Below are 517 nucleotides of genomic sequence, written 5' to 3' on the forward strand. Positions count from 1 at the left end.
ATCCGATGCGTTCGGACAGTTGGACCAATGACATACGTCCGTCCTCTTGTAACGCACGAAGAATCTCTCGATCCGCCTGATCAGTAGTGTAAGGCACTATGTATCCTTTGTTTTGTAGCAGAAACCACTCTGTTTCCTTCAGATTATCTTGCTAAAGCGGTTTTTCAACCCAGCGCAGGACCATAGGCTGGACGTGATGATCCTGACGGATCGAAACGACGACACCCCTGCCATACAAACGAATGGTGAAATCATGCCCCTGATCATCACGGAAGAAACCCCACCGCCCGGGTACGAACGCCTGATATTTGCCGAGGAAGCCAGCCACGGGTTACAGGCTTACATCTGTCTGCATTCAACGGTTTTCGGCCCGGCGGCGGGTGGCTGCCGAATGTGGGCTTACGAAAGCCGGGAAGCTGCGCGCGAGGACGTGTTGCGCCTCGCGCGTGGTATGACGGCCAAGAATGTCATGGCCGGGCTTGGGCTGGGTGGTGGCAAATCGGTGATCATCGGCGAT

Annotated in this window: 2 protein-coding genes; one reads left to right on the forward strand and one right to left on the reverse strand. The window is 55.1% G+C overall.

Features of this window, described 5'->3' with window-relative positions; all coding sequences use genetic code 11:
- Nucleotides 1-97: AsnC family transcriptional regulator (locus ACRZ95_RS23295; protein WP_480555792.1), on the reverse strand; the 97-nt coding region annotated here is incomplete at its 3' end.
- A 156-nt stretch (nucleotides 98-253) separates the two neighbouring features.
- Here ACRZ95_RS23295 and ACRZ95_RS23300 point away from each other — a divergent pair.
- Nucleotides 254-517: Glu/Leu/Phe/Val dehydrogenase dimerization domain-containing protein (locus ACRZ95_RS23300; protein WP_480555794.1), on the forward strand; the 264-nt coding region annotated here is incomplete at its 3' end.

It is taken from the genome of Ruegeria sp. AI3 (assembly GCF_056541245.1).